Here is an 18,914-nt window from a genome sequence, read left to right as displayed (position 1 = left end):
GATGAAGAAAGAAACAGTCTTGTTGATTTTAGGGTTAGGTTTGACGGTTTTATTCTGGTGCTGTTTGAGTAATCCCTTGGCTTTAACTGAACCCTTTAGAAAAGTGGAAAAAACTTTAACTCCTACAGAGGTCCAGAAAAATCTTCTTCTTATTAAACATCCTGAGGTTTTTGGGAGGTTAGAGTATGCCCCTGTTTTGTTTAACCACCTAAAACATGTTAAGGCGTTAGAAAAAGAAGGTTGTGGGATTTGTCACCCGGTAGATAATAACAAGAATCTACGTTTTGTTTTTCCTAAGGAGTTTTTATCTGTTAAAGATCCAGAAAAGTTAAAAGACCTTTACCATCAAGCTTGCATTAAATGCCATCAACAGAAAAAGCTTGAGCAAAAACCTTATGGTCCGGTAAGACTTTCTTGTGGGGATTGCCATGTAAATATTTATGCGTACAAAGATATAAACTATCCTAAGTTTGATTTTGATTTTGTTTACCATGAAACCCATGTCAAAGAGTTAGACCAAAAATGTGAGAAGTGCCATCATACCTATGATTTAGAAGAACGTGATAAAGGGAAGGCTCTAAAATATATCAAAGGTAAAGAAGAATCTTGCTACTATTGCCATGATTTTACTAAGAAGAAAGGTCCTGAGTTAACCAAGATATTGAAGATAGCTCAAGAAAAAAGTTTAAACCTTTCTCAGGCCTTTCATGGGTTATGTTTGAACTGTCATGTAGAATTAAAAAAGGATGGGAAAAAGGGTGGTCCGATAATCTGCAGTGATTGCCATAAAGGAGAAAAAAGGAGTTTGGAAGATCTGTCTAAAGCTCCAAGGCCAGAGAGAGGACAAAAAGAGATTTATTGGATGGAATTCCCTAAAGCTTCTAAGATGAAAGCAGTAGTGTTTAATCACCGAATTCACCAGTTTACAGCCCAGAAATGTAGAGATTGTCATCATGAAAGACTTGAAGGGTGTCGGAATTGTCATACCTTAGAAGGTAGTCCTAAAGGGAATTTTGTAAATGCTGTCACAGCTTTTCATTCAGTATTTTCAGACAGAAGCTGCCAGGGATGTCATCAAAAGGAGATAAAGGCAAGAAAAGAATGTTTAGCTTGTCATCATCTTGACAAAAAAGAAACCTCTCGCACAGAAGTTGCTTCTGAAACTACTTGTGTTAAATGCCATATAGGTAGAGCGAGGTCTGATATTAAAAATTTAAAACCCTATTCAGGAGAGATAAAATCTCAAATAGAAATAGAGGTTTTATCCAAGGAGTTTGAAAAGGCAACCATGCCTCATCAAAAGATAGTGAAAAGTTTGGTTGCTAAGACCTCAGGCAATAGACTTGCGGTATACTTCCATGATAAGGAAGAAACCCTGTGTAAAGGATGTCATCATAAAACGAACCCTGAAGGGAAAATAAAAGGACAAGAGGTTAAATGCAGTTCTTGCCATGGAATAAGTTTTGATGCTTTACACCCTGAAAGGCCAAGACTACAGGCAGCTTATCATGGACAGTGTATTAAATGCCATGAGTATTTAAAGATAGAAAAGGCTATGAGTTGTGATAGTTGCCATATACCTAAAAAAGAGAGAGGTTTACCTAGTTTTTAGGGAGAAAAAATGTATATATGGGAAAAACTTTTTAGTTATCATGGTGCGGAATATGTGATTTCTGGAGCCGCGTTTTTTATGTTCATCCTGCTTTTTTTATGGTTTAAGCCTAAGAAAAAGTTTTAGGAAATGGGTATGAAAAGAAGGGATTTTTTGAAAGGTTTTTTGAGCTTACCTGGGATTTTGGGAATAGGTTCAGCCTCTAAATTTATCGAAGAAGAAAGAGGTTTTAAAACCACCCATACCCAGGCCAACGCTAAAAACTGGGAGATCTACCTAAAAAGAAAAGAGAGCAAGTACGAACCTAAAGAAGGAAGTTATGGCGTACTTTTTGATGCTACTAAATGTATAGGGTGTCGTAGATGTGAATGGGCCTGTAATGAATGGAATAAAAACCCTAATCAGCCGATAGAAAATTTTGAAAGGTCAAGATTTGAAATCAATTCAGTTTTTGAAAAAATTAGAAGACCTTCTGCCGGTGCTTTTACGGTAGTAAATCGGTTTGATGTTGACGGAAAAGTTATCTATGTAAAAAAACAATGTATGCACTGTTTAGACCCAGCCTGTGCTTCTTCGTGTTTTGTTGGGGCATTTACAAGGACAGAAGAAGGGGCGGTGATCTATAATCCTACGGTATGCGTAGGATGTAGGTATTGTATGGTTGCCTGTCCTTTTGACATTCCTGCCTATGAATACTATGACCCTTTAACCCCACAGGTTACTAAATGCACGATGTGCTTTGACAGGATGGTTGAAGGCAAAGTACCTGCCTGTGTGGCTGTTTGTTCGGCTGATGCCTTGAAGTTTGGGAAACGGGAGGAGTTATTAAAACTTGCTTATAAATTGATTGCAGACAACCCACATAGATACTATCCTAAGGTCTATGGGGAGGACGATTTTGGTGGGACAAGCTGGTTATATCTCTCTCCGGTGCCTTTTAAAAGGATAGGATTGCCTACTGGACTTAAAAACAGCCCGGCGGTTTATACCAGAAACTATCTTTTTGCCGTAAAGGTGTTAGAAATTTTAGCCTCTCCGGTGCTGGTCTACTTAGCTTATAAGGCTATGTCTAAGAAGGGTAAAGACGAGGAATAAAGATGGAAAAGTTTGATTTAAAGGGATTTAAACAAAAGTTGCTCTTAGCTCCAGATTTTAAGTCTTATGTTTTTGGGCTCTTTACTCCTTGGAATGTGATAGCAGGAATAATTTTGCTTTTTGGTTTTTACGCGATGGTTTATAGGCTTATTTTTGGCCTTGGTCCTGCGACCAACTTAAATAACGACTATCCTTGGGGGCTGTGGATAGCCTTTGACATTTTAGCAGGTATCGCCCTTGCAGCTCCTGGGTTAACCTTAGGAACTGTGGTATATCTTTTTAGACTGAAAGATTACAAGAGTTTTGCCAGACCTGCCATCCTTTCAAGCCTGTTAGGATATGTTTTTGCGGTTATAGCCCTTCTTTTTGACCTTGGAAGGTATTATCGGGTGTTTTATCCTATCGTTTGGTCCTGGGGTTTAGAATCGGTGCTGTTTTTAGTTGGTTGGCATTTCTTTCTGTATATCATCATCTGTGTGGTTGAGTGGTTCCCTTCCTTTTTTGAATGGTTAGGGCAAGAAAGGTTGAGAAACTTCTTTTCTTCCTTGGGGATTTGGGCTACGGCTTTTGGGGTGATCATAGCCGGTGGCCATCAGTCAGCCTTAGGAGCACTTTTTTTGATAGCTCCAACCAAGCTACATCCCCTCTGGTATTCTCCTTTGTTACCTTTGTTTTTTCTTATTACAGCAGTGTTAGGTGGAATGGCTGTGGTGGTAATAGAAAGTTCGATTACTCATAGATATTTCAAACATCAGCTAAAAAGGTTTGACCAAAAGGCATTTGATAAGAAGACCCTTGGTCTTGGAAAAGCTTTGGCTGTGGTTTTGACGTTATATCTTCTTCTTAAGGGATTAGACCTTTTTCATCAAGAAAAACTACATTATATAAGTTTAAGTTCTACCTATGGAGTCTTTTTTGTGTTAGAACATTTGCTTTTTGGTGTAATTCCAATGATTTTACTTTTATGGGCTGTAAAGGAAGAAAAACCTTTTTGGGTGAGGGTATTGTCTTTTTGGATAGCCTTAGGGATAATAGTTAATCGTCTGACAGTCTGTTTGATTGCCTATAACTGGTATATTCCTTGGTCTCAAAAATACTATCCTTCCTGGATGGAGGTTGCTCTTTCTCTTTCGATGGTTGTGTTAATCATCTTATCTACCAGGTTTATGATAAGAAGACTTCCTATCCTTTCAGACTAATCGTTGTCCTTTTTGGGACAACCTTCAGTCCAAATAGGTAATCGGTTAGTAGAAAGACTCTTTATTAGGCAAGTAAGTTTTTTTTCTGTTTTTAGGCATAAATTTTGTTATTAAACTCTATAAAAACTTGGGGTAAAAAGTAGGCAGGGGAGGGTATATGAAAAAACAGGTGTTTTCTGTATGTGGGATGTGTTCTGCAAGGTGTCCTATAAGGGTTGAGGTAACAGATGGAAGGATTACCTGGATAGAGGGTAATCCCTATGCAGCTGGTATTGAGGGGGCACTCTGTGCCAGGGGCTCTGCTGGGTTGGTCCATCTATATGATTTTGAGCGTCCGCAAGGTCCTATGGTAAGAGTAGGGGAGAGAGGGTCAGGAGAATGGAAAAGGGTTTCCTGGGAGGAGGCGTTGAATTACATTGCCAACCGACTTTCTGAGATTATCGGTAAATACGGACCTAAGTCTGTGGCTCTTTTAGACCGAGGAGGTGGTCTTTTTGGAGAAATGCAAAGGGTTTTTATCAAGGCCATAGGTTCTCCCAACTATTTTAACCATGATGACCTTTGTAGAAAAGACGCAGATTTAGCTCTTCAAAGTTTAATCGGTATTCAGAGAAATCAAATAAGTTATGATTTTGCCAACGCCAGACATATAGTGTCTTTTGGTAGGGCCTTTTTTGATGCAGTTGTGGTTAAAGAGGCTAATAATGTATTAAAAGCTTTAGAAAAGGGAGCTAAGCTTACTTATTTTGACCCAAGGGTAAATGTAACTGCCACCAAGGCAACACGATACTTCAAAATCAGACCTGGGACAGACTATGCTGTAGTGCTGGCTCTGATCCATCAAATTTTAAAAGAAGATCTATACGACAGAGATTTTGTAAATAATTATATGACAGGTATTACAGATTTAGAAGACTTTATAAAACCTTATACTCCTAAGTGGGCTGAGGCAGAGTCTGGAGTTCCTGAGTACCAAATCATAAAATTGGCAAGAGAACTTGCGGAAGCTAAGCCAAGGGTGATAATCTATCCTTACTGGTTCGGTGCAAGGTATACAGATTCTTTCTATTATGCCAGGGCAGTCTGGATATTAAACTTTTTACTTGGAAATTTGGAACAGAAAGGAGGTTTGATTTTAGCAAAATCTCCTAAAGAAGTAGGAGCTCAACCGTTAAAAAGTCTTTTAGACCCCATTCCAGCCCCTCAAGATAAACGAATTGAAGCTGAATTAGGCAAAGGATTTTTATATGACGGCGCCGGTCATATCTTACATCTATACAAAGCGATCAAAACCGAAGAACCCTATCCTATAAAGGCGCTTTTTGTATATAGGTATGATCCCTTTGCCGGGATACCTTTAGAAGACATCAAGGAAATCACCAGGAAACTCGAACTTTTAGTCCATATTCCTGTAGATTATGGGACTACCGGTTGGTTTGCTGATGTTATCCTTCCAGAATCAACCTATCTTGAAAGGGATGACATCGTTGGTTTACAGAGAGGAGCTAAACCTGCCTTTATCTTAAGAAGGAAGGCCATCGATCCGGTTTATGATACCAAGCCTAGGTGGTGGATTTTTACTCAGTTATGTAAAAAGCTTGGTTTGGAAAAATACGTCCCCTATGAAAGCATTGAGGACATCTGGAATTATCAATTAGAGGGTACAGGAGTAAAAATCGAAGACTTTGAGGCTAAAGGTTTTGTTTCTCTCTGTAAGGAGCAGGTCCTTTATTCTCGGGATCAGCTAAAGTTTAAAACTCCTTCCGGAAAGATCGAAATAGTATCTTCTAAGATGCAAGAAAGAGAGGTTCCTGACTTTTATCCCTATAAAACTCCAGAGAAACCTAGGGTAGAAGAAGGAGAGTTTAGACTTATTTTTGGAAGGGCAGCCATGCATACCCATGTTAGGACCCAGAATAATCCTTTATTAAATGAAATCAAACCAGAAAACGAACTCTGGATAAACGACGAGGTAGCAGGAAGATTAAGGATTAAAGATGGAGATTGGGTAGAGGTTTCCTCAGGAGACTATACAGGAAAGATCAAGGCCAAAGTAACTCCTTTTATCCATCCTGAGGCAGTATTTATGGTAAGAGGATATCAAAACGACATCCCCTGGCTTAGCAGGGTTTATGGTAAAGGGCTTAACGAGGGAAGATTGCTTAAAGGTGCTTTTGATAAATTTGCATTAGGAAGCCATACAGGTGTTCTTTTTGAAACCTTTGTAACAGTAAAAAAAGCTTAAGAAGGAGGGGAGTTATGAGCCTTTATTATATATATCAGGATCACAACAGATGTATCGGTTGTTTTGCCTGTGAGGTTCACTGTAAAACCAACAAAGGGTTAGGCCCTGGTCCAAGGCTTTGCAGGATCATCCCAACTGATATCAAAACTATAAACGAACAGGTGGTTCAACGTTTTATCTTTATGCCCTGTTTTCATTGTGAAGATCCCTGGTGTGTAAAAGCCTGTCCCACAGGAGCCATGCAGAAAAGGGCTAAGGATGGGATAGTTTTTATAGAACCCAATCTTTGTGTAGGTTGTAAGAACTGTATCACTGCCTGTCCTTGGGGTATTCCTCAGTTTAACCCAGAGACCGGAAAAGTAGTAAAGTGTGATTATTGTAAAGACAGGATTGACCAGGGACTTTTACCTGCTTGTGTGTCTAAATGTACTACCCATGCTTTAAAGTGGGTTTCAGCTCAAGAAGCTTCCACCCTAAAAAGAGAAAAGTTTGTAAAAGAAGCCTATGTTAACCTCTATTAAGATGAAAGACCCTACGGTTGAAATAGCAGACGGGGTAAAATTGATAAAAGGGACTGATAGTGTCCTTCTCACCACCCTTGATAAACTCATAAACTGGGGCCGGGCAAATTCGCTTTGGCCCCTTACCTTTGGGCTTGCCTGCTGTGCGATAGAGATGATGGCAGCCGGTGCCAGTCATTATGATTTTGATAGGTTAGGGGTTCTTTTTAGAGCCTCTCCTCGTCAAGCAGATTTGATGATAGTAGCCGGAACGGTTACCTATAAAATGGCTCCGATTGTGAGAAGGCTTTATGATCAGATGCCAGAGCCTAAGTTCGTTATTGCGGTAGGTAGCTGTGCCTCAACCGGAGGAATTTTTCAAACCTATAGTGTTTTGCAAGGGGTAGACCAGATCCTTCCGGTAGATGTTTACATACCTGGTTGTCCACCAAGGCCAGAGGCTTTTTTCCAGGGGATTATAAAATTACAACAAAAAATTTTAGAAGGTTATAACAAATGAAAGGGTATGTTTTAGAACAGATAGAACCCTCAAAGTTTGTTTTACAGATGGGTCCTCACCATCCAGCTACCCATGGAGTGTTAAAGCTTTTTTTAGAACTTGAGGGGGAAAGGGTTGCCCGCTGTAGGCCTGAGGTAGGGTATCTTCATCGAGGTATAGAAAAGCTTGCTGAGACTAAAACCTATCCTCAAGTTGTACCTTTAACCGATAGGTTAGATTACATCGCAAGCATGATAAACAACGTAGGTTATTGTGTGGCTGTTGAGAGACTTTTAGGGATAGAGCCTCCTCCAAGAGCTAAGTTTCTCCGTACTATGGTCTGCGAATTGTCAAGGATTAGCAATCATTTACTTTGGTTAGCTACTCATGCCCTTGATATAGGTGCGATGACAGTCTTTCTTTATTGTTTTAGAGAAAGAGAACAGATCCTCTGGTTTTTAGAAGAAATTTGCGGAGCAAGGCTTACCTTTAGTTATCCAAGAATAGGAGGAGTAAGGATTGATGTAGAAGAAAAAACCTTAGAAAAAATAGACAGGTTTATCGATGGATTTTTTCAAAAAATAGATGAATACGAGGGTTTGCTTACAGAAAACAGGATTTGGATAGCCCGTACCAGAGGGGTTGGAGTTATAAATCCTGAAGATGCTATAGCTTATGGTCTTACAGGTCCCAGTCTTAGGGGTTCGGGAATAAACTATGATGTAAGAAAACATTTCCCTTATGACGCATACAGTGAGGTAGATTTTGAGGTCCCGGTAGGAAAACACGGAGATACCTATGATAGATATTTATGTCGTGTCCAAGAGATGAGGCAATCTGCTAAAATAGTTAAACAATGTATTCAGAAAATGCCAGAAGGAAGTATCCTGGCAGAAAACGCTATAGAGTTAGACCTTCCCCCTTCTGGTAAAAAAAAGCTTCATCCAGAAGGTTGGTCTACCGGTGCTTTTATTTCTTTTTTAAAAGAGAAGGAACCTCTTTTACCTGAAGGGGAAATCTATTCAGCAGTAGAAGGGGCAAAAGGAGAACTTGGGTTTTTTATCATAAGTGATGGCTCAGGGAGACCTTACCGGGTAAGGATTAGGGTGCCCTCTTTTATACATATTTCAGCCATTCCTAAGCTTGCAGAGGGTCAGTTTTTGGCAGACGTGGTAGCCATCATCGGAACCCTTGATATCGTTATGGGAGAGGCTGATAAATGAAACAACTGTTAAAAAAGATCTTGTTGATAGACCTTATAAAAGGGCTTTTAATCACCTTAAGAACCATTTTTACCCAGCCGGTTACCATAAGATACCCCAAACAAAAAAGAGAGATCGCTCCAGGTTTTAGAGGAAGACATGCCTTAGTTAGAGACCCTGAAACAGGTAAAGAGAGATGTGTGGCCTGTTTAAGATGTGCAAGAGTTTGTCCTTCTCAGTGCATCTACATCGGATACAAGGAAGATGAAACCTCAGGAAGAAGAGTGCTTACTAAATATGAAATTGAGGCCTTTAGATGTGTTTATTGTGGATATTGTGTAGAGGTATGCCCTGTAAATGCTATCGTCCTTACTGAGTTTTATGAGTATGCAGCATACGATAAAGAGGAAAATTACTTTACCAAAGAAAAGTTACTTCAAAACTGGGATGAGTTTTTAAGTCTTTATAAGCACCAAGAATATATAAACAAATTCTGGTATCTAAGAGGGATAGAAAGGATAAGACTTCCTTATGAAAAAAGGTTTCCTACCCCTATCAGGATTAAAAAGGAGGGTTAGCCTGTGACCCCAGGTACTTACTTACCGATAAAATACTTGCCTGTTTTTTTGATGTTAATTTTTGCTACCATTTTTAGTGTGGCCGCGATTTTTATAAATCAATTGCTTAGTCCAAAGAAAAAGACCGCTGTGAAACTTATGGCCTATGAATCAGGTAATTTGCCTTCAGGAGAGGTAAGAGAAAGGTTCTTCATCGGTTATTATGTGTTAGCTATCCTTTTTGTGGTGTTTGACGTGGAGTTGGTCTTTCTTTTTCCTTGGGCCTTAACCTTTAATAGCCTTGGTTTCCTTGGTTTCTGGGGGATGCTGTTTTTTATCTTTCTTATTTTGTTAGGCTATTTTTATGAGATCAAAAAGGAGGCTTTGGAATGGTTGAAGAGATCTTAAAGGACCTTCAACAGCAATTTAAAGAAGAAATTTTAGAGATAGGAGAGTTTAGAAAACAGAAGTTTTTGGTGGTAAAAAAAGATAAAGTAAAAGCTGTTTTAAGGTGGCTTAAAGAGAATTGGAGTTTTAACTATCTGCAAGACCTTTTTGGGGTAGATTTTTTAGGGAAGATCCCTCGTTTTGCGGTAGTTTATCAGCTTTATAGCCTTCCTAATAAGGTTCAGCTTAGGATAAAAGCCCTTATCGATGAAGAAGACCTTACCATAGACAGTGTAGTAGACCTTTGGCCTGTTGCCAACTGGTTAGAAAGGGAATGCTATGACATGTTTGGGATCGTTTTTAAAGGGCATCCAGATTTAAAAAGGATTTACATGCCAGAAGACTGGAAAGGTTATCCTTTGAGAAAAGATTATCCTGTTAAAGGGGAAGGCCCCTGGGATGGAGTAAAGGACCTAATCCGTTAGACTTAGGGAGAAGGACAAACCATGGATAGAACTTTAGATTTTTATCAGTTTGGTTTTTTGGTTTTAAAAACTGTATTTATCTTTGCTATAACCTTGGTGCATGTGGCCTTTACCACCTATGCTGAAAGAAAGATAATCGGAAGAGCTCAGGCACGTTTTGGTCCAAAAGAAGTAGGACCTCATGGTATTCTTCAGCCTTTAGCTGATTTTTTAAAAATTTTCGGAAAAGAAGACATAATCCCTCAATCTGCCTATCAACCGGTATTTAAGATAGCTCCGATCATAGTTTTTGCTTTTACCGCGGTTAATCTTACGGTCATCCCTTTTGAGCAAGGTTTTATTTTAGCAGACCTCAACGTAGGAGTTCTTTTTATTCTGGCTTCAGCCAGTTTGGCTGTATATGGTATTATCCTTGCAGGCTGGTCCTCTAACAGCAGATATTCCTTTTTAGGTGGACTAAGGTCAGCTGCTCAGGTGCTAAGCTACGAAATCGCTCTAACCTTAAGCTTAGCCTCGGTAGTTCTTATGGCAGGATCTCTTAAGCTGAGCGACATCGTCGTTGCTCAGCATAACTCCTTTTTTGGTTTTTATGCCATACCTCAGATAATAGGTTTCGTGGTTTTTGTGATCGCTGCCTTTGCTGAAACCAACAGAACCCCTTTTGACCTTCCTGAGGCAGAAACCGAGCTGGTTGCTGGGTATCTAACCGAATATAGTGCTTTTAGGTATGCCTTGTTTTTCCTCGGAGAATATACAGCTATGTATATCATGGCAAGCCTGGCAGCGCTGTGTTATTTAGGTGGATGGACCGTTCCTAAATATGTGATGGCTATTCTTCCTTTTTTGAAGTGGATACCAGGATGGGTGTGGTTTTTGTTAAAGGTGTATCTTTTTATCTTTCTTTATATCTGGGTTAGGGCTACTTTCCCAAGATACAGGTTTGACCAGTTATTAAGTCTTGGATGGAAAGTTCTAATACCTTTGGGATTTGTGAACCTTTTTATTACCATCTTGTTTAAAAAGTTGTTTGCATAGGAGAAAAGGATGGTTCTACAAGGTCTTTTTCTTTATTTTGCCTTGATGATTTTAGGGACAGGGATTTTAGGTATTACTCAGAAAAATCCTGTAAAAAGTTTGCTCTGGATTTTATTAACCTTTGTGCATTTAGGAGGGTTGTATCTTTTACTTAATGCAGAATTTTTAGCGGTGGTACAGATTATAGTTTATGCAGGGGCGATCTTGGTGATGTTTTTGTTTGTCATCTTTCTGTTAGACCTGAAAGAGGAAGAAAAAGGTGAGGTGTTTTTAAAGTCTTGGCAGTTAAGAGTTTGGGCTATTCTTTTGCTGGTGTTTTTTTTAGTAATAGGTGGTTTGAATTATAAGATTTTTTATCAAGGTCCTTATACCATAGAGTTTATAGAAAAGGAAGGACACAGTAAAGCCTTAGGCTTGGTTCTTTTTAGCGACTATGTTTATCCTCTTATTTTGTTAGGGTTTATCCTTTTAGTACCCCTTATTGGGATAGGAATTATGCTTTTTGGGAGGAAGACTAATGGTTCCTCTTAGCTGGTATCTTATTGTAAGCTTTTGTCTTTTTGGGATAGGTCTGGTAGGTTTTCTTATCAGAAGAAACCTGATAATGTTACTTCTTTCTATAGAGATTATGCTTAATGCAGTCAATCTTTCTTTAGTGGCTTTAGGCCATTATTTACAAGACATAAGACCTCAGGTTATGGCGCTTTTTATCATAGGGTGTGCTGCTGGAGCTGTAGCTGTGGGTCTTATTCTCTTGGTTATAACCTATCGTAATAAAGCAACCTTAAAAGTAGACGAATTCAATTTATTGAGGGAAGACTAAGATGGTAGTAGAAACCTCTATCACACCTTTACTCTGTGTGCTGGTTTCTCTTTTAGCTATACCCTTTATCATCGCTACCGGAGAAAGGAATCCTAACTTAAGAGAATTCTGGTCTGTTTTGGCAGGTATAATCAAATTTATCTTGGTTTTATCGATGGTCCCTGAGGTAGTTTCAGGAAAGATTTTAGAGTTTGAAGTTTTCTCTATACTTCCTGGGATCTCTTTGAAGTTTAGAGTAGATGCGATGGGACTGCTTTTTGCCCTTGGAGCCTCATTTTTATGGATCATTACTACGTTTTATTCTATAGGATACATGAGGGGCCATCACGAACAAAAACAAACTCGATTTTATGCTTGTTTTGCTGGTGCACTTTCTTCTACCATAGGGGTTGCCTTTTCTGCCAACCTTTTTACGATGTTTTTATTTTACGAAGCCCTTACCTTTGTAACCTATCCTTTAGTGGCTCATCATGAGACACAAGAGGCTCGAGCCGGGGCGAGAAAGTATGCCATTTATTTGATAGGTTCTGCTAAGCTGTTTTTGGTAGCAGCCATAACCATCACCTATCTTTTAGCAGGTACCCTTGAGTTTCAAAAAGGAGGAATCTTCCCTAGCCATATAGTAGAGGCTCATCGAGGACTTTTAAGTGTACTTTTTCTTATGTATTTTTATGGGTTTGCCAAGGCTGCTGCGATGCCTTTACATGGTTGGCTTCCTGCGGCGATGGTGGCTCCTACTCCAGTTTCTGCCCTTCTTCATGCGGTAGCGGTGGTAAAAACCGGGGTTTTTACCGTGTTAAGAACCATATTTTTTGTGTTTGGTCAAGAAACGATGAAACTTCTTTATACCACGGATTTGGCTCTTTTTATAGCAGCTTTTACCATTACCACTGCTTCGATCATTGCCCTTACCAGAGATAACTTAAAAGCAAGGCTTGCCTATTCAACCGTTAGCCAACTTTCATACATCTTACTCGGTGCTCTTTTGCTTACCTATCATGGTACTATCGGAAGCATTATCCATATCTCTAACCATGCCTTTGCCAAAATAACCCTCTTTTTTTGTGCTGGCTCTATCTATGTTTGTGCTCACAAAACTGAGGTTAGTCAACTCGACGGTATAGCGAAAAAACTACCTATTACCATGGCCTCTTTTACGATAGGAGCACTTGGTATGGTAGGTATCCCTATGGTAGGAGGCTTTATTACCAAATGGTATCTCCTTCTTGGTACCATAGAAGCCCATAATTTTTGGACCTTAGTTGTCCTTCTTTTTAGTTCTTTACTTAATGCAGGCTATTTTTTTCCCATAGTTTATAGAGCTTATTTTAAGGAATATAAGGGAGAAGGGCATGAAACCCATCATCCAGTCAAAGAAAACCCTTTTATGGCTACTACCCTTTTGATTACAGCTATCATCAGCGTTATTTTAGGTCTTTATCCGGACTTTTTAATAAACCTTGCTAAGGAGGTTATTAGGTGAGCTTGCCTCAGGAAAATGGAGCCCAAGAAAGACAAATACTAAAACATAACCCCTGGCCAGGATACAAAAGGGCATTTTACATAGTTTTTACCATTGCTGTTTTGTATTTGTTTTTCATCTTTTATCTGGGATACAGGCCTCACTAAAGGGGGGTACCTTTATGCAAGAAGAAAAAAAAGGTTTTTTTGATTATCAGGAAAACGTTAAGAGGTTTTTAAGAGGGTTTTATCTATTTTTGGTGCTGGTAGTTTTAATAGACCCTTTTATCCATAAACATGCTTATTTCGGTTTTGATGGTTATCCTTCTTTTTATGGAACCTTTGGTTTTGTAGCCTGTGTGTTGTTGGTGTTAGCAGCAAAGCACATTTTAAGGCCTCTGGTAATGAGGAGGGAAGACTACTATGATGATTAACATACCCCCTGCACTCATCCTCATCTTTGGAAGTTTGTTAATCCCTTTTTTAAGAGGTAGGCTTAGGAGCGTTTATATAGTAGGATTACCGCTTTTGACTTTTTTCTATGTAATTAGTTTGTCAGAGGGTATCTCATGGGTTTTTAAGGTGCTTGATTTAGAGCTTGTTTTAAAAAGGGTAGACAGGTTGTCTTTGCCTTTTGGGTATATTTTTTCTTTAATTTCGGTTATAGCTGCCATCTACAGCCTTCATGTTAAAGACAACCTTCATTTAGTATCTGCTTTTATCTATGCAGGTGCAGCTTTAGGGGTGGTTTTCGCAGGAGACTTAGCTACACTTTATGTTTTCTGGGAGATTATGGCCTTAGCTTCAACCTTGGTCATCCTTACAGCTAGGAATAAAAAAGCTATTTCTGCAGGTATGAGGTATCTGTTGGTTCATTTAGCCGGAGGTTTATTGCTTTTAGGAGGTATGGTACTCTGGTTTAAACAAACAGGTTCTCTTAAGTTTGAATATATCGGGTTGAATTATCAAGATTTAGCTTCTTGGCTTATCTTTTTGGGTTTTGGGATTAACGCTGCCTTTCCTATCCTTCATGCCTGGCTTCCTGATGCTTATCCTGAGTCTACCGAAACAGGAACGGTCTTCCTTTCTGCTTTTACAACCAAGACAGCAGTCTATGTTTTGGCAAGAGGTTTTTACGGGACAGAGCTTTTAATCTATATAGGGGCTTTGATGACCGCTTTTCCTATATTTTATGCCGTGATCGAAAATAATCTCAGGCGAGTGCTTTCCTATAGCCTTATAAACCAGGTTGGATTTATGATCACAGGTATTGGGATTGGGACCCAACTTTCTTTAAACGGTACAGTAGCCCATGCCTTTTGCCATATCCTGTATAAAGCCTTGCTTTTTATGTCTATGGGGGCAGTGCTTTATAGAACTGGGAAGATTAATGCCACTGACCTGGGGGGATTATATAAGTATATGCCTCTTACGACGATATTCTGTATCGTTGGTGCAGCTTCTATTTCTGGTGTTCCTTTAACCAGTGGTTTTGTTAGTAAGTCTATGATAGTTTCTGCCGCTGGTGAAGGAGGAATGCTATTTATATGGTTGACGCTTTTATTTGCTTCTGCTGGTGTATTCCATCACTCGGGAATTAAAATTCCCTTTTTTGCCTTTTTCAGCCATGACTCTGGCTTAAAACCTAAGGAAGCCCCTACTCATATGTTGGTAGCCATGGGAATAGCGGCTTTTCTATGTGTGGCTATAGGTATTTTCCCTGGAACGCTTTATGGTATCTTACCTTATCCTGTAGATTATAACCCTTATACCCCAGCCCATGTAATCGATCAAACACAGCTTCTTGCTTTTTCGGCCTTAGCCTTTACCCTACTTATGCTTTCAGGCCTTTATCCTCCTGAAATCAGATGTGTAAACCTTGATACCGACTGGTTTTATCGCAAGGCCACAGCTGGGTTTTTGTTTTTGGCAGAAAAGGTGATCGCTAAGATAGACTACCAGATAATCGGTGAGGCTTACGAAAAAATCTTTGTAAGAGGTATGTTAGCCTTAGCAAGGCTTTCTAAAAAATTTGATACTTCTGGGGTTGACAAAAGTTATCATAACTTAGCCAAAGGATCTTTAAAGTTAAGTGAGATTATAAAAGTAATCCAAACAGGAAAGGTTTCAGATTATGCCTTTCTCATGATCATAGGTTTGATAACCCTTTTGTTAATTTTGGTTTTACCGATGCTTTCTTAAAGGGGTGAGTAGATGGGTGAATTAGGCTTTCCAACCCTTTCTTTTCTTATTTTCTTTCCTTTGTTAGGGGCTGCTTTGATCTTTCTGGTTAAAAAAGAGAGTTTGGCTAAGTTTATTGCCTTAGGGACTACCCTGTTAAACTTGGTCTTTGGTATTCCTTTGTGGACAAATTTTGACAAAACCAATCCACAGTTTCAATTTGTAGAAACCTTTTGGTGGATTCCTTTCTTAAACGCTTACTATAAGGTCGGGATAGATGGAATAAGTTTACTTTTTGTTATGTTAACCCTTTTAATCAGTGTTTTATGTGTGTTGTGTTCCTGGACAGCTATTAAACAAAGGGTAAAAGAGTTTTATGCTTTACTTTTGATGATGGAAACCATCATGTTAGGTGTTTTTTGTGCGTTAGACATGTTTTTGTTTTATGTCTTTTGGGAAGCGATGCTTATCCCGATGTTTTTGCTTATAGGTATCTGGGGTAGTCACAACAGAATTTATGCCTCGGTTAAGTTTGTAATCTTTACCTTTGCTGGTAGTGTGTTGATGTTAATAGGGATTATCGTGCTTTATTATGCAGGAGGAAAGACTTTTGATGTCATAGAGCTTTCTAAAGTTCAATTGCCTGTAAACCTTCAATACTGGCTGTTTTTAGCCTTTTTTGTAGCTTTTGCCGTGAAGGTTCCCATGTTTCCCTTCCATACCTGGCTTCCTGATGCCCATACAGAAGCCCCTACCGCAGGTTCAGTGATTTTGGCTGGAATTCTTCTTAAAGTTGGGGCTTATGGATTTTTAAGGTTTACCATTCCTTTCTGTCCAGAAGCAACCCTTGGATTAAAAGAGATGATGCAAATAATTTCTGTTATAGCGATTATTTATGGAGCCTTAGTCACCCTTATGCAAACAGACTTTAAACGTTTGATAGCCTATTCCAGTATAAGCCACATGGGTTTTGTTACGTTGGGTATCTTTACCCTAAATAAAGAAGCTATAGAAGGAGCGATCCTTCAAATGATCAATCACGGTATAGTAACTGGTGCACTTTTTATGTGTATAGGTGTTATCTACGAAAGAACACACACAAGAGACCTGGGTAAATATGGAGGGCTTGGAAAGGTTGTTCCGATTTTTGTGTTTTTTTATACCCTTTTTTCTGCTGCAGCCATAGGTTTTCCAGGTACTAACTCTTTTATAGGGGAATTTTTGATAGCCCTTGGTGTTTTCAAAGACTGGATTTTTTTAGGAGCCTTCTTGCCTATGGGATTTGTCTTGGGAACCGCTTATATGGTTTGGCTTTATTATCGGGTTGTATTAAAAGAGGTGCCTGCTGAGATTAAAGACCAACTTTATGACCTCAACCTAAGAGAAGTGCTAATGTTTATACCTTTAGTGGTCTTGGTTTTTATGATAGGATTTTATCCCCAGGTGTTTTTAGGTGTGTTAAAGGACTCGGTGATACAAATCATCAATTTTCTAACCTAAGGCCTTTAGAAAGAGTTTTAGGAGGTAACCATGATAAACTTAACTCCGCTTTTTCCTGAACTTCTTTTTATAGGATTTACTTTGTTTTATTTTGTATTAGGCCTTTGGATAAAAAAAAGGGTGGTTCATTCCTTGCTGGTAATCGCTTTTTCTGTTTTAACTTTGCTTACGTTGTTTCAGGTTCAGGGAGAAGCCTTTAAAGGGATGTTTGTAGCTGATTCCTTTAGCCAAACCTTAAAGTTGGTATTTTTAATAAACTTAGGGATTTGTAGCCTTTTGGGTATGAATTACTCCCAGATAAAGTATGAACTCTTTTATGAGTTTAACCTTCTTCTTATGCTTAGCACCTTAGGGATGATGTTTATGGTTTCTTCTAAGGAACTTTTAAGTGTTTTTCTTTCTTTAGAATTTATGTCCCTTTGTCTCTATCTTTTGGCTGGTTTTGTGGTAACAGACCCTAAGGCAAACGAGGCCTCCCTTAAGTATTATCTCTTAGGTAGTATGTTTTCAGCCTTGTTGATTTTAGGGATTTCTATTTTTTACAGTATATTTGAAGGAACAACTTTTAAGATTATCGCTGAGAACCTTCTTTTGATATCTCAACATCCGTTTTATCTTTTTACAGGAATTATATTGATCCTTTCTGCCTTTACTTTTAAGGCTGGGCTTGCCCCTTTTCATCAGTGGTCTCCTGATGTTTACGAAGGCGCTCCTACTCCGGTTACAGCTTTTATGTCTGTAGGCCCTAAGGTTGCTGCCATAGGGGTTATGGCAAGTTTTTTGACAGAAGCCTTGTCTCAAAAACCTGAACTATGGGTAGGCCCTTTGATTTTTGTAGCCCTTTTAACCGCGGCCATAGGTAATGTTTTAGCCTTAAGACAGGTCAATCTTAAACGTCTTCTTGCCTATTCTTCTATAGCCCATGCAGGCTATCTTTTACTTGCGGTTATAGCCTGCTCAACCTCAGGACTCAAAACTATTTCTTTTTATGCTCTTGTGTATACCTTTATGAACCTTGGGGCCTTTGCTACTCTTATTTCTTTTCCTCAAGGAGAAAGGATAAATGCTTTTTTAGGACTTTCTCAGGCTAACCTATTTTTAGCTGTATCCATGTTGGTTTTCCTTTTTTCTTTAACCGGACTCCCTCCTTTTGGTGGTTTTGTAGCTAAATTTTTTATATTTAAGTCTATCATAGAGTCTGGATATACCTGGGTTGCGGTAATTTCTATTCTTTTCAGCATCCTTTCCGCATACTATTATCTAAGGGTTGGGGTAAAGATGTTTTTCTATGAAGGAGAAATATCTCTACCTTCTACACCTCTGTCTTTAAGATTAATACTCGTTTTTACCTTAAGTTTTACCATAATCCTTGGGATTTTTCCTTTTTTGCCTTAAAGTATCTATAGTAATTTTTAAATCAAGAATTATTTTTTAAAGAAATATGTATAATATAAAAATATATGGAAAAAATAAAAAAGGAGGGATTGGTATGGCCAATTTTTCATTAATTAAACAGTTAAAAAAGAAACTTTTCTACATTTCTTTGATATTCTTTTTGATAACCGGCTTTTTTTGTATGTGATGACCAAGCATTTTATCTATGCTAAGGATACAGAAAAACTTATTGGGATTCTTGCGAACGCGTATAAGATAACCATTAAAGATGAAGGAGAAACTCTTGCATCCTATGCCTCTTTGTTGGCCAATAAAGCAGTCAGTGATGTTTATGTATCTTTACTTATGGAAGCAGGTACACTTTCTGAGGTAAATGATGTCAATAAAAAGATTTTTGAAAAGTATGGCCAGACCCTTGGGAGTAGAATATAAATTGTGTCTTTTAATAAAATATTTTAGAGGCATAATAAAAATTTTTAATATTTTTTAAATTAATGATAACATAAAACCTAAAAGACTAAACTAACCAGGAGGTCTGTAAAATGGAAAACTTAGACTTAGATTTAGAAAAAGTTTTAAGTGAAATCTCAAAAATTGAATCAAAAGAGGGTATCAAAATGGCTGCTGCACTCCTCTTAAACGCTCTCATGAAAAAAGAAAGAGAAATATTCCTTAGAGATAGTATTGATAATAAAGCTAATGGTTACTATGAAAGACAACTTGCCTGTTTCTTAGGTA

20 protein-coding genes and 1 pseudogene are annotated in these 18,914 nt (G+C 38.5%); all 21 read left to right on the top strand.

Annotated elements, in window-relative coordinates; all coding sequences use genetic code 11:
* Nucleotide 1 precedes the first annotated feature (1 nt).
* Nucleotides 2-1,612: a sulfate respiration complex hexadecaheme cytochrome HmcA gene (gene hmcA / locus G580_RS0104130; RefSeq protein WP_028841153.1), complete on the top strand. Its 1,611-nt coding sequence runs from the start codon at nt 2-4 to the stop codon at nt 1,610-1,612.
* 153 nt (nt 1,613-1,765) lie between these two features.
* The gene (locus G580_RS09935; RefSeq protein ID WP_245542838.1) at nt 1,766-2,707 is read left to right on the top strand and encodes a 4Fe-4S dicluster domain-containing protein; all 942 of its coding nucleotides are present in this window, start codon (nt 1,766-1,768) and stop codon (nt 2,705-2,707) included.
* A gap of 2 nt (nt 2,708-2,709) precedes the next feature.
* Nucleotides 2,710-3,906, top strand: coding sequence for an NrfD/PsrC family molybdoenzyme membrane anchor subunit (nrfD, locus tag G580_RS0104115; protein WP_028841152.1), 1,197 nt, complete (start codon nt 2,710-2,712; stop codon nt 3,904-3,906).
* Nucleotides 3,907-4,063: 157 nt separating this feature from the next.
* A complete protein-coding gene (locus tag G580_RS0104110) occupies nt 4,064-6,151 on the top strand; it encodes a molybdopterin-dependent oxidoreductase (protein WP_028841151.1) in 2,088 nt (695 codons plus the stop codon).
* Nucleotides 6,152-6,165: 14 nt separating this feature from the next.
* Entirely contained in the window at nt 6,166-6,672 is a 507-nt protein-coding gene (locus G580_RS0104105; protein ID WP_028841150.1) for a 4Fe-4S dicluster domain-containing protein, read from the top strand.
* Nucleotides 6,656-7,171 carry an NADH-quinone oxidoreductase subunit NuoB gene (locus G580_RS0104100; protein WP_028841149.1) on the top strand — a complete coding sequence of 172 codons (516 nt, stop codon included), beginning with the start codon at nt 6,656-6,658 and terminating at the stop codon, nt 7,169-7,171. Before G580_RS0104105 ends, G580_RS0104100 begins: the two co-directional genes overlap by 17 nt.
* Nucleotides 7,168-8,373: an NADH-quinone oxidoreductase subunit D gene (locus tag G580_RS0104095; protein WP_022855753.1), complete on the top strand. Its 1,206-nt coding sequence runs from the start codon at nt 7,168-7,170 to the stop codon at nt 8,371-8,373. The genes G580_RS0104100 and G580_RS0104095 overlap by 4 nt, the downstream gene beginning before the upstream one ends.
* On the top strand, nt 8,370-8,930 hold the full coding sequence (nuoI, locus tag G580_RS09930) for an NADH-quinone oxidoreductase subunit NuoI (protein WP_028841148.1): 561 nt from the start codon (nt 8,370-8,372) through the stop codon (nt 8,928-8,930). Before G580_RS0104095 ends, nuoI begins: the two co-directional genes overlap by 4 nt.
* A gap of 3 nt (nt 8,931-8,933) precedes the next feature.
* Nucleotides 8,934-9,317 (top strand): NADH-quinone oxidoreductase subunit A, encoded by a 384-nt coding sequence (locus tag G580_RS0104085; RefSeq protein ID WP_028841147.1) that lies wholly within the window; start codon nt 8,934-8,936, stop codon nt 9,315-9,317.
* Nucleotides 9,299-9,781: an NADH-quinone oxidoreductase subunit C gene (locus G580_RS0104080; RefSeq protein ID WP_028841146.1), complete on the top strand. Its 483-nt coding sequence runs from the start codon at nt 9,299-9,301 to the stop codon at nt 9,779-9,781. The genes G580_RS0104085 and G580_RS0104080 overlap by 19 nt, the downstream gene beginning before the upstream one ends.
* Nucleotides 9,782-9,802: 21 nt before the next feature.
* Complete coding sequence (nuoH, locus tag G580_RS0104075; protein ID WP_028841145.1) at nt 9,803-10,816, top strand: NADH-quinone oxidoreductase subunit NuoH; 1,014 nt, start codon at nt 9,803-9,805, stop codon at nt 10,814-10,816.
* Nucleotides 10,817-10,825: 9 nt separating this feature from the next.
* The gene (locus G580_RS09925) at nt 10,826-11,347 is read left to right on the top strand and encodes an NADH-quinone oxidoreductase subunit J family protein (RefSeq protein WP_022855748.1); all 522 of its coding nucleotides are present in this window, start codon (nt 10,826-10,828) and stop codon (nt 11,345-11,347) included.
* Nucleotides 11,334-11,639, top strand: coding sequence for an NADH-quinone oxidoreductase subunit NuoK (gene nuoK / locus G580_RS0104065; protein ID WP_028841144.1), 306 nt, complete (start codon nt 11,334-11,336; stop codon nt 11,637-11,639). Before G580_RS09925 ends, nuoK begins: the two co-directional genes overlap by 14 nt.
* A gap of 1 nt (nt 11,640) precedes the next feature.
* Nucleotides 11,641-13,122 (top strand): monovalent cation/H+ antiporter subunit D family protein, encoded by a 1,482-nt coding sequence (locus G580_RS0104060; RefSeq protein ID WP_028841143.1) that lies wholly within the window; start codon nt 11,641-11,643, stop codon nt 13,120-13,122.
* On the top strand, nt 13,119-13,268 hold the full coding sequence (locus G580_RS11440; protein ID WP_156874783.1) for a hypothetical protein: 150 nt from the start codon (nt 13,119-13,121) through the stop codon (nt 13,266-13,268). The genes G580_RS0104060 and G580_RS11440 overlap by 4 nt, the downstream gene beginning before the upstream one ends.
* Before the next feature lie 14 nt (nt 13,269-13,282).
* Entirely contained in the window at nt 13,283-13,534 is a 252-nt protein-coding gene (locus G580_RS0104050; RefSeq protein WP_028841142.1) for a hypothetical protein, read from the top strand.
* Nucleotides 13,524-15,302, top strand: a complete 1,779-nt coding sequence (locus G580_RS0104045) for a Na(+)/H(+) antiporter subunit D (protein ID WP_028841141.1) — start codon at nt 13,524-13,526, stop codon at nt 15,300-15,302. The genes G580_RS0104050 and G580_RS0104045 overlap by 11 nt, the downstream gene beginning before the upstream one ends.
* A gap of 12 nt (nt 15,303-15,314) precedes the next feature.
* Nucleotides 15,315-16,781 carry an NADH-quinone oxidoreductase subunit M gene (locus tag G580_RS09920; protein ID WP_038041545.1) on the top strand — a complete coding sequence of 489 codons (1,467 nt, stop codon included), beginning with the start codon at nt 15,315-15,317 and terminating at the stop codon, nt 16,779-16,781.
* A gap of 30 nt (nt 16,782-16,811) precedes the next feature.
* The gene (locus tag G580_RS0104035) at nt 16,812-18,176 is read left to right on the top strand and encodes an NADH-quinone oxidoreductase subunit N (protein WP_028841140.1); all 1,365 of its coding nucleotides are present in this window, start codon (nt 16,812-16,814) and stop codon (nt 18,174-18,176) included.
* 186 nt (nt 18,177-18,362) lie between these two features.
* Complete coding sequence (locus tag G580_RS0104025; RefSeq protein WP_028841139.1) at nt 18,363-18,608, top strand: hypothetical protein; 246 nt, start codon at nt 18,363-18,365, stop codon at nt 18,606-18,608.
* A 110-nt stretch (nt 18,609-18,718) separates the two neighbouring features.
* Nucleotides 18,719-18,914, top strand: a pseudogene (locus G580_RS09915) (IS256 family transposase); the annotation flags it as partial.

The organism is Thermodesulfobacterium hveragerdense DSM 12571 (assembly GCF_000423845.1).
Taxonomy (GTDB): Bacteria; Desulfobacterota; Thermodesulfobacteria; order Thermodesulfobacteriales; family Thermodesulfobacteriaceae; genus Thermodesulfobacterium; species Thermodesulfobacterium hveragerdense.
This window is presented reverse-complemented; position numbering and strand designations above follow the sequence as displayed.

What these genes read in the sequence shown, in the direction of transcription:
- G580_RS0104080 (WP_028841146.1), top strand. Translation starts at nt 9,299, where the DNA reads ATGGTTGAAGAGATCTTAAAGGACCTTCAACAGCAATTTAAAGAAGAA.
- nrfD (WP_028841152.1), top strand. Translation starts at nt 2,710, where the DNA reads ATGGAAAAGTTTGATTTAAAGGGATTTAAACAAAAGTTGCTCTTAGCT.
- G580_RS0104045 (WP_028841141.1), top strand. Translation starts at nt 13,524, where the DNA reads ATGATGATTAACATACCCCCTGCACTCATCCTCATCTTTGGAAGTTTG.
- G580_RS0104025 (WP_028841139.1), top strand. Translation starts at nt 18,363, where the DNA reads ATGACCAAGCATTTTATCTATGCTAAGGATACAGAAAAACTTATTGGG.
- G580_RS09925 (WP_022855748.1), top strand. Translation starts at nt 10,826, where the DNA reads ATGGTTCTACAAGGTCTTTTTCTTTATTTTGCCTTGATGATTTTAGGG.
- G580_RS0104050 (WP_028841142.1), top strand. Translation starts at nt 13,283, where the DNA reads ATGCAAGAAGAAAAAAAAGGTTTTTTTGATTATCAGGAAAACGTTAAG.
- G580_RS0104060 (WP_028841143.1), top strand. Translation starts at nt 11,641, where the DNA reads ATGGTAGTAGAAACCTCTATCACACCTTTACTCTGTGTGCTGGTTTCT.
- G580_RS0104035 (WP_028841140.1), top strand. Translation starts at nt 16,812, where the DNA reads ATGATAAACTTAACTCCGCTTTTTCCTGAACTTCTTTTTATAGGATTT.
- G580_RS0104105 (WP_028841150.1), top strand. Translation starts at nt 6,166, where the DNA reads ATGAGCCTTTATTATATATATCAGGATCACAACAGATGTATCGGTTGT.
- G580_RS09920 (WP_038041545.1), top strand. Translation starts at nt 15,315, where the DNA reads ATGGGTGAATTAGGCTTTCCAACCCTTTCTTTTCTTATTTTCTTTCCT.
- hmcA (WP_028841153.1), top strand. Translation starts at nt 2, where the DNA reads ATGAAGAAAGAAACAGTCTTGTTGATTTTAGGGTTAGGTTTGACGGTT.
- G580_RS0104095 (WP_022855753.1), top strand. Translation starts at nt 7,168, where the DNA reads ATGAAAGGGTATGTTTTAGAACAGATAGAACCCTCAAAGTTTGTTTTA.
- nuoI (WP_028841148.1), top strand. Translation starts at nt 8,370, where the DNA reads ATGAAACAACTGTTAAAAAAGATCTTGTTGATAGACCTTATAAAAGGG.
- G580_RS0104110 (WP_028841151.1), top strand. Translation starts at nt 4,064, where the DNA reads ATGAAAAAACAGGTGTTTTCTGTATGTGGGATGTGTTCTGCAAGGTGT.
- nuoK (WP_028841144.1), top strand. Translation starts at nt 11,334, where the DNA reads ATGGTTCCTCTTAGCTGGTATCTTATTGTAAGCTTTTGTCTTTTTGGG.
- nuoH (WP_028841145.1), top strand. Translation starts at nt 9,803, where the DNA reads ATGGATAGAACTTTAGATTTTTATCAGTTTGGTTTTTTGGTTTTAAAA.
- G580_RS0104100 (WP_028841149.1), top strand. Translation starts at nt 6,656, where the DNA reads ATGTTAACCTCTATTAAGATGAAAGACCCTACGGTTGAAATAGCAGAC.